The sequence below is a fragment of the Novosphingobium sp. HII-3 genome, assembly GCF_002916655.1.
GTDB lineage: Bacteria > Pseudomonadota > Alphaproteobacteria > Sphingomonadales > Sphingomonadaceae > Novosphingobium > Novosphingobium panipatense.
Genome location: NZ_PPSM01000010.1, coordinates 58,103 through 67,207 on the forward strand (window position 1 = coordinate 58,103; position 9,105 = coordinate 67,207).

Annotated in this window: 6 protein-coding genes, 1 tRNA gene and 1 pseudogene; 4 read left to right on the top strand and 4 right to left on the bottom strand. The window is 60.5% G+C overall.

Annotated features, from left to right (window positions below; all coding sequences use genetic code 11):
* Window positions 1–29: 29 nt before the first annotated feature.
* Window positions 30–2,894 (bottom strand): TonB-dependent receptor domain-containing protein, encoded by a 2,865-nt coding sequence (locus C2R25_RS02925; RefSeq protein WP_233203733.1) that lies wholly within the window; start codon window positions 2,892–2,894, stop codon window positions 30–32.
* A gap of 196 nt (window positions 2,895–3,090) precedes the next feature.
* On the opposite strand from C2R25_RS02925, the gene C2R25_RS02930 reads away from it, so the two are divergent.
* A complete protein-coding gene (locus C2R25_RS02930) occupies window positions 3,091–3,747 on the top strand; it encodes a hypothetical protein (protein WP_146049605.1) in 657 nt (218 codons plus the stop codon).
* A 406-nt stretch (window positions 3,748–4,153) separates the two neighbouring features.
* Here C2R25_RS02930 and C2R25_RS02935 read toward each other — a convergent pair.
* The 3 genes and pseudogenes from C2R25_RS02935 to C2R25_RS02945 form a co-directional block, all read right to left on the bottom strand.
* Window positions 4,154–4,978 (bottom strand): annotated as a pseudogene (locus C2R25_RS02935) (TorF family putative porin).
* Between the two features lie 121 nt (window positions 4,979–5,099).
* Entirely contained in the window at window positions 5,100–5,483 is a 384-nt protein-coding gene (locus tag C2R25_RS20630; protein ID WP_199183747.1) for a hypothetical protein, read from the bottom strand.
* Window positions 5,484–5,661: 178 nt separating this feature from the next.
* Window positions 5,662–5,767: transfer RNA gene (locus C2R25_RS02945), tRNA-Ser, on the bottom strand.
* A gap of 110 nt (window positions 5,768–5,877) precedes the next feature.
* Between C2R25_RS02945 and C2R25_RS02950 the strand changes: the two genes are divergently transcribed.
* The 3 genes from C2R25_RS02950 to C2R25_RS02960 all read left to right on the top strand — a co-directional run.
* On the top strand, window positions 5,878–7,320 hold the full coding sequence (locus tag C2R25_RS02950; protein ID WP_103727799.1) for a site-specific integrase: 1,443 nt from the start codon (window positions 5,878–5,880) through the stop codon (window positions 7,318–7,320).
* A gap of 121 nt (window positions 7,321–7,441) precedes the next feature.
* Complete coding sequence (locus C2R25_RS20635) at window positions 7,442–7,711, top strand: hypothetical protein (RefSeq protein ID WP_199183748.1); 270 nt, start codon at window positions 7,442–7,444, stop codon at window positions 7,709–7,711.
* A gap of 63 nt (window positions 7,712–7,774) precedes the next feature.
* On the top strand, window positions 7,775–9,105 hold a 1,331-nt coding region (locus C2R25_RS02960), incomplete at its 3' end, for a DNA-primase RepB domain-containing protein (protein ID WP_199183749.1).

The window sequence follows — 9,105 nt, forward strand, 5'->3', positions numbered from 1 at the left end:
CTGCCCCACTTCTTATCAGAGAAGGACGGTTAGAACTTCAGCGTCGCGTTGGTGAACCAACGGCGGCCGTACACGTCGTAGGTCGACGGGAAGGTGTTGGCCTGCTGGTTGTTGGCGTCACCGATCAGCGGCGGCTTGCTGTTGGCGATGTTGTCCACGCCGATCGTCAGGTTAAAGTTGTCGCTTGCTTCATACCCGATGGAGAGGTCGTAGTACTTGCGATCACCAAGCGCCGGCTTGAACAGCGCCGAATAGCCCGACTGACCGTCATCCGTCGCACGGCCAATGTAGCGCGCAAGAGCGGACAACGTAACCGGACCGGTTGCCCAGGTCACGCGGGCCGAACCGCGCCACTTGGAGAACGGATCGCCGCAGAACGCGCCGAACCGGCCTTCGCAATTCACCAGCAGGCTGGGGATGGCTGCGAGGTTGTTGTTCGCATACTTGATCAGACGCGTACCCGACACGCGCACCGACAGACGCGATTCATTGTCGAAGAAGCCGAAATCGAGGCGGCTGCTGTAGCGCAGTTCGAAGTCGACGCCTTCGGTCTTGATCGAGCCCGCGTTGAGTGCGGTGTTCAGGAGATCCTGAACCTCGTACGTCTGGGGGTTACGCGGGATCAGCGAACAGAACGACGTGTCGAACGGCGTGAAGCCGTTGTCGGGCGTACCGAAGCACGCATCACGCACCGAGGTTGCGCCCGGTCCGCTGACCAGGATCGCGTCCTTCAGCTTGATGTTGTAGTAGTCCACCGTCAGCGACAGGCCCGGTGCGAAGCTGGGCTGCAGCACGGCGCCGAACGTATAGGTGTCCGACGTTTCTTCCTTCAGATCGGGATTGCCGCCGTAGACCGCACGGATCTGGCTGCTACCGCCCTGAAGGTCGGTGCCGAGCAGAGCGGCCGGAACGCCATTGGCGATACAGCTTGCCCGCAGGTTGGCGTTGGTGACTGCTGCAGCGGTCGAGCAGTAGTCCTGGAACGCCGGGAAGCCGACCGATTGCCCGCCGAACAAGGCAGCCACGGTGGGTGCCCGGATGGCGCGCTGGAATTGGCCGCGGAAGGTAAGGTCCTCGATCGGAGCCCACTGGCCGCCGGCGGACCAACTCAGAGCATCGCCAACCGAGTTGTTGTAGTGCGAGTGACGGATTGCGCCGTTGAACTCAAGCCGGTGCATGAAGGGCTGGTCGGCCACGACAGGGACCGAAAGCTCACCGAAGAAGTCACGAACCTTGTAGCCGCCGACCGTCTGCTGACCGGCGTTGAAGCCGACCACGTCACCCGAAGCGAGATAGAAGTCAGGCGAGAACCGACCCTTCTCCGAACGCCACTCTGCACCAAGCACGACGCCGACCGGCGCTGCGCCGAGACCGAAGTCGAACAGATTGTTGTTCACAACGGTGAACTGAGCGACCTGCGATTCGATGACGGTGGTGTTCTGCGTCGGGATCGCGATGAAGTTCGCGGCCTCTGGGGAGAGGTTGCCGGCACCGAAGATGTTGGCCGGTACGCAGCCTTCAATGTCGCTTACGCAGACAAGATTGCCGTCCGCATCGAACTGCGTTTTTACAGCTGCCTGGAAGCGACTGATCGCGATGTTGCCGGACTGCTGTTCGTTGTTCTGGGTCCGAGCGTAGCTGTAGTAGCCCTCGTAGGTCCAGTTTCCAGCGATTTCGCCGCGTGAACCGAACAGAATGCGGTACGCGTTGCGGTCGTTGCGGGACGAACGGCTGCCGACTTCGAGGGGGCGCTTGGACGCATTCGCCGTAACGTAGCCGTCGCCGTCGATGTCGTACGGCGTCAGGAGCGCGCGGGTGGAGTCCGCCAGGAACGGTGAAGCCAGCTGGATTTCGATCGGGAAGCCCGAAGCCGGCGATGTCGCCAGTTCGGTGTTCACGCGGTTGTTGATGAAGGTCAACTCGGTGAAGAGATCGAAGTGTGGCGACACTTCGTAGTGCGCGGAAGCGTGAGCCATCCAGCGCTCCTGCGGAACCTGCAGATAGTTGGCGGGAGCGAAGTTGTAGGCATCGGCAGTCGTGATGGGACGGATCGAACCATCCGGATTGAACTGGCCCGAGACTGCGGGAAGATCCAGCGTACCATCGCCGTTGAGGTCGACGCCGCCGACCGACAGGCGACCATCGGGCGTGGTGCCCGAACCACCGTAGTAAAAGCCGCCTTCATCGTCGTCCGAGATGGTCTGCCTCGAGAACGAACGAGCGCCCTGGAAAATCGACTTGCGCTTCGTGTAGTCGGCGAAGACGGTTACGTTGCCACGGCCATCGGCGAAGTTGCCGCCAATTGCGACGTTGGTGTTGAAAGTACCACCGTCACCGGCTTCGGTGATGCGGTACTCGGAGCTGGCGACGACACCTTCAAAGTCCGTCTTGAGGCGGAAGTTGACGACGCCGGCGATGGCGTCTGCGCCGTAGACTGCCGAACGACCACCGGTAACCACATCGACGCTTTCGATCAGCGCGGACGGGATCGTGTTCAGGTCGACGACCTGCGACGTGTCGTACGGGATGTATCGGCGGCCATTGACGAGGACCAGCGTACGCGCGGCGCCCAGACCGCGAAGGTCGACCTGTGCCGAACCGTCACCCGGGTTGTTGGAGGCAGCCGAGAACGAAGGGATGACCTGCGGCAGATCGTACAGGACCTCCTCGACGTTCACCGCACCGGACTGGGCGAACTCCTCGGCAGTGATCACCTGGACGGGGCTTGCCGACAGCAGGTCGGTGCGCGTGATGCGCGAGCCCGTCACCACAATCGATTCACCGCCCTCCGCAGTACCGGCAGCTGCGTCCGCATCCTGTGCCATAGCAGGGCTGGCCGAAAAGAGACACAGCGCCAGCGGCGCCACACCCGCGCTCAGAAGTGCGCGGCTCACTACGATCTTCTTGGTTTTCAAAGTAAAACCCCCTTATTGCCCGAAAGCGCCAATTGGCAGCATTTCCACCTGAGCTAGCCTGACTGCGTCTAAAGCGAGGTTCATTCAGGTATGAGACAGGTGATGCATGAAGGAGCTTGCAACTGTAAAGTTGGCATCTTCTAGTGCCTGAAGTTGGCTCCGCCTTGTAGCTAAAATGCAACAGAACAGGCTAACGCTTTATCGGGCTTCCAAAAAAGGGGACACGGTCATGAAAATTGGGATGCAAATGAGCAAGAGCTCGATGGCTGCGATGACAAGCAGGTCGGCCAGATTTCCCGCCGCCCTTCTTGCCGCCGCCGCATTTTCTGTCGTTACTCTTCCCGTTCCAGCTTCCGCCGCCGGACCGGCACCGCGACCCGAAGTATTCAGGAAGTTGATCGACTGCCGCAAACTGGTCGATCCCCAGGCTCGGCTGACCTGTTTCGATACCAACGCGGCAGCGGTGGACGCGGCCGAGGCCAACAAGGAGATCGTGCTTTTCGATCGTCAGGCGGTCAGTAAGGCACGCAAGACATTGTTCGGTCTCACGCTCCCAACCTTCGACATGTTCGGCGACAAGAGCGAGGGCGCGAAGGAGGAGGAAGAAGGCTTTTCCAGCATCGAAAGCGTCGTGAAAGGGGTGCAGCGTAACGGCGACGGCAAGTATGTCCTCACTCTTGAGGACGGCGCCAAGTGGGTGCAGGTCGAGCGCAAGCAGCTCATTTCGGATCCAGCCCCCGGGTCGAAGATCAGGATAAGGCGGGCTGCGCTGGGGTCCTTCCTTGCCAACATCGATGGCCAGACGGCCATTCGTATGCGTCGCGAGAACTGACTCCTCCCCGCCGCCAGGAGCGCCGCGCAACGGCAACAAGCCAGTGCGGCCTCCGCTCCCGGGTACCAGAGCGCCCGCTCTCGGCGGCGCTCGGAAGAAGATCCTCGGCGCCGGCCGCTGTCGTTTCAGGCTTAGTGCTCGACCGTACCATCGAGCACGCAGGCTTCTCCAACGCACCGATACCGCGTCTTGCTGCAGACACGAAGGCCGCACCTGTCCGGCACGACCAGCGGTACATTGCCGACGCCCTGCGCCGTGGCTGGGCAACGCGCCGGATTTCACTCTTTCGGCGCTCTGTCCTTCCAGGTGCGGCCAAGGAATTGCGGAGCGCGCAACACTCTCTACCGCCGCGAGAGGGGAGGCGCAGGCAGGTCATCATGCTTGCGGAACCCTCCCCATCTGCGCGTCAGAAGGATGCGCTGAGCGAGGCGACGACAGTACTGTCAGCGATCGATCCGGTCCCATCCTGCCCCGTGCTGAAGTTCGGCTGCAGGCGCGCCGCTTCAGCCCGGGTGATATCGGTATCCACGTAGGAGACGTTGAAGGTCAGGTTCCTCCACGTCGCATCGAGCCCGAGCTACCAATCCCAGTACTTTCCCGTCGGAGCAACGCTCGTCCCGTTTGGGCCAAGGCCGGGATTGCCGCGGGAATAGCCGATGTGCGTACGCGCAGTCAGCGGCGTGCCGGCGATGGCGACAGCGCCGTCGCCCCACAGGTACAGATTGTCCTTCTTCTGCCCCCGGCTGCTCGTGGCGTTCGACACATTGGCCAAGGCGTACTGCCGGGGCGCGTAGGCCACGCCTGCCGTGAGGGTCGCCGGTCCGCTTGTGCCCGAGACCTTCACGTAAGGCTCGACAAAGTCGGTGTCGTCCGCGCCGCCGGGATACATGTACCAGACCAGACCCACGTCCAGCGTGGCGTTGTCGCTCAACCGGGCCTTGTACCCGCCGATCAGATCCAGTTCCATGTTGGCGCCGCCGAACGTTCCCCAGCCGGACAGGTTGGAAGCCCAGGCTCCGACGTAAAGGCCATCCTCATGGCTGACGGTGAAGCCGCCCTGTACCGCCATCTCCTTGTCCGACTGCGAGACACCCCGGAACCGATAGTCCGAAGCGATCGTGGCCGACCCGGAGACCGTGACCGCGGCCGAAGCTTTCTCGGAGGCCTGAGCGTAAGCCGCAAGGGGAGAAAGCCCCGCAATCAACGCGGCAATAGTGGCAGTGATCTTCATGATATCCTCTTGAGTAGCCCCGGTCACAAGTTGGTTCGGAGCGAGGACGGCCAGATAGATCACAAGAGCGTAGAATATCGAGAGCAGGACGAGCGCGGGAACATAGAGTTTTCATAGTTTTTCATGATGTTCGCGCGAGACGATGCAGGCGACATGCCGGAACGCAGGCGTTCGTCTGCGCTCGGCGGAGCGCCTCGGCCAAGCTCGTTTCACGTCCCGTCAGCGGCTCGAATACCGGCGGTTCGGTTCGCGCGGTCACCCTGCGGCCGGGCACCGGCACCACCTTCCACAATCCCGCTCCCGCGAAAAGAAGCGCGTTGCTCACGATCAGAAGCAGGACCAGCACCGTGCTAAGGCCCAGCTCTGCCAGGCTTGCCTGAGCCGGCGGATGGGAGTGGACGCGGGCATAGAGCGTACCGGCCACCCCCCAGGCGGCGCATAGCCCGGCAAGACCGGCAGCCCGCAAGCCAACGCGCGCGGCGAGTGTCTCGTGCCATCGAACCATGGTGATACCTCCACAAGGAGGCACACCAGTTACGCAGATGCGCGTAGCATTTCGAGAGCGAGCCGCTGCCGCCAGAGTTGTGTTTTCATAGGTTTTTCGAAATACCGCCACGACGGCAGCGGCAGCCGCTCGCGTGCGCAGCGCTGCGCACGTCTTCCGACATCTCTTGTGGGGAGAGTGGTGAGCCCTGCTGGGTTCGAACCAGCGACCTACTGATTAAAAGTCAGTTTTCATGTGACCTATTGTTAGGCGAAGTCAGTAAGAAAAATTTTCGCTACACCCTCGAAAACCGGGATTTTTCTAGGTATGTTAGGTATTGTTATCAACATACGGTAACGGCACCCAACAGCCTCTTTCTGTTACCGTGTCGTTACCGTAAAGGGCAGGTGCGACGGTGGCTCAAAAGACCAATTTCAACGCGGGCACTGTCCCGACTGTTCGGCAAGTTTCGAAAGGCGTGGCACCGTGGGAGCCTGGGGTACACCGGGAACTGCCATATGGGGCGCACAGCCTCTACCTAGTCATCTATCCATCAGGACGACGCGCTTTCGCGTTCCGCTATCGAAATTCGACGGGTGCTAGCCGCAAGATCACGCTCGGGTCCATTGAGACAATCACACTCAAGGACGCAATAGCTAAGGCGAAGCAATACGCCGGTCGCGTCACCAGCGGCGAAGACCCTGCCGCGCCATCTGTACCCAGCGACAACGCAAGCGGGATCACCGTCCGAGCCGCAGTCGCGCGATTTATCGACGATTACTGCATCGGGACGAACGCTGCCAAAGTCCGCGCGGGCGAAAAGGGACACGCACCCAAAAATCGATCGTGGCGGGAGACGGAAAGACAGTTTACAGCCTATGTATTGCCGACACTTGGCGACCGCGCGTTAGCCGATGTGACAGGCGACGAACTGCGCAAGCTGGTCCGTGATCTGGATAAGCAGACCATGGCAAACCGCCTGCACGCCACACTGTCCAAATGGACCACGTGGTGCGCTGATCGTGAACACAAGTTGATTCCCGCCAATCCATATAGCGGCTTCAAGAAACCTCACGGTGAGACTAGCCGGGATCGTGTGCTGTCCGACGAGGAACTTGCATCACTGTGGCGTGGCGTCACTCGCGCTGGCGGTCACTTCGGGTCAATCGTCCGCTTGCTGATCTTAACGGGGCAGCGCCGCGAGGAAGTAACGGGGCTGGTAAGGTCGGAACTAGACTACAAGCGCGCGGAATGGACTATCCCCGCAGAACGCGCCAAGAACAGCAAGCGAACCATCGTCCCTCTGTCCAGTGCTGCAATCGCTGAAGTTCTGAGATTCGAGAAGTTCAACCGCGACACGCTGTTGTTCAGCACAAACGGTAAGACACCGTTTAGCGGTCATCAAAAGCGCAAGGATCGATTGGACGAAACGCTACAGTTCGTCGAACCATGGCGCTTGCACGACATACGCCGCACCCTCGCAACGGGTCTCGCACGACTCCACGTTCCGCAGGAAGTAACAGAAGCGATCCTAAACCACACCAGCGGAAAAGTGTCCGGCATCGCGGGCGTCTACAACAGGCATGATTACGCCGATGAAAAGCGGGAAGCACTGATGTTGTGGTCGCGTCATGTCGCTTGGATTGCGCTGCCCGTCCGCACTGACGACGACAGCCAATGGTCCGCGCAGGCTGCATTCAATCACGTAGCGCGCACATCCAAAAAGCGCACCGTCAAACAACTCAATGAACAGCACGACACGGCATTGCGCGGTCCAGAGGGCGCATGGTCGCAACATCTGACAAAATGGCGACGCTTTGCGCGATTGATTGAGACGCATCTTACCTACACCACGTAACATATACCTAACAGAATGAATGAAGATAACTGATCTAGGGGTACATCTTCATTTTTTACTTGACGGTGTTACGTATTGTCAGGCTCCTGTTGCCTATATTTGGCAACATGGAGATTCCGGAATGTTTTCACGACTGACAATTAGGCTCGCGCGAGCCTATGCCAGCGCGCCCGCGATGCTGACGGCGAAGCAGGTGTGCGAGATTTGCGGCGGCGTCACCGATATGACCCTCCATCGCTGGCTCAAGGATGAGCGCCTGGGGTTCCCGCGCCCGTTCTACGTCCTAACGCGCCGTTACTTCGACGCGGCGGACGTGCGAGCATGGTGGGGCAGCCGGACCACGATCGCGCCCGAGCCGGTTGGCGCAGCGGCTCGCAATCGCGCAGCCTGATCCATCATTACGCAAAAAGGCCCGGAACGCGAAGCAGGCGCGAACCGGGCCGGGAGTATCAGCATGTCTACACTATATGAATCCGCGCCTGCGGGCAATCCTGCTGTCGAACCTATTGATATGGCGCGAGCCTATGTTAGCGCCATTACTGGATCAGCCGACACACCGATGCACTGGCGCGCCTGCCATGACACCGACAAGGGCGCACCTGCCAAATCTTTCTTCGGGACAGTGGATCACCTGTGGCGCGAACTGTTCGAGATGAATATGCGCGGTTACGGCATCTTCGCGGTCGTCTCGGCGCTGGACGGTAACGGACGCAAACTTGAAAATGTCACGTCCATTCGGGCCCACTTCATCGATCTGGACAAAGGCAGCGTGGAAGCCAATGCCGCACGTGCCGCAGCGTCTCATCCGGCCCCGTGCTTCAAGGTCAACAGCAGCCCCGGTAAGGTCCACGTGTATTGGTGCGTCGAGGCGTACAGCGGGAACGACCGCTTTCAAACGCTTCAGCGCAAGCTGGTCCAAACCTACGACAGCGACCCTCAGGTCATTGACGCAACCCGGCTCATGCGCGTGCCCGGAAGCTGGCACATGAAGGGCGACGTGCCCCATCCCGTTACATGCGAGTTGCTACCGGGTTACACAAACCCCCGAACCACAATCGAAGCCATGGAAGCTGCTTATGCGCACGTCCAAGTGATCCACGGCGGCGCAGGTGAGCGACATGAGTTGGGTGAGCCGGAACTGGCGGCTCCCTCACTCGAATGGCTCACTCACGCCCTTGCGCTGGTCGATCCGAACGATCTGGATCGCCTTGAGTGGATCAGCCTGACCGCTGCGGTGAAACAGGCAGGGTGGACGCTTACGGACCCCGATAGCCTGTATGCCATGTGGCTCGGTTGGTGTGCCAGATATGCGAATGACAACCCCGCTGAAAACGCTAAAAATTGGCACTCAATCCGCAATACGGAGTTGGGCTGGCACTCACTGGTTCGGCGCGTGCCATCGCTCAAGGCGTCCATGGCGTTCGGGGTGAACGGTGAGGGTGTGCCAACCGCGCCACCGATGCCGGGGCAGATGCCGTCCACTGCGCGCAACTTCGGTGAAATACTGGATGCCTCGGAGCAAGCCGCGTATTTCCAGGATTACACTTGGGTTACTGACCTTGGCCGGATCATCGCCAAGAACGGCACGGCCTACACCCGCGAAAAATTTAACGCTGCCCTCGGTGGCAAGCGGTTCATCATCGACCAGACGGGCAGGCTCACGGACGACGCATGGAAGGCCGCGACGTGCTCAACGCTGTGGACTATTCCGAAGGTGGAGGGGACGCGGTTCCTGCCGCATCTGGCCCCCGGAACGATCATCACGGACGAACTTGGACGGACGCA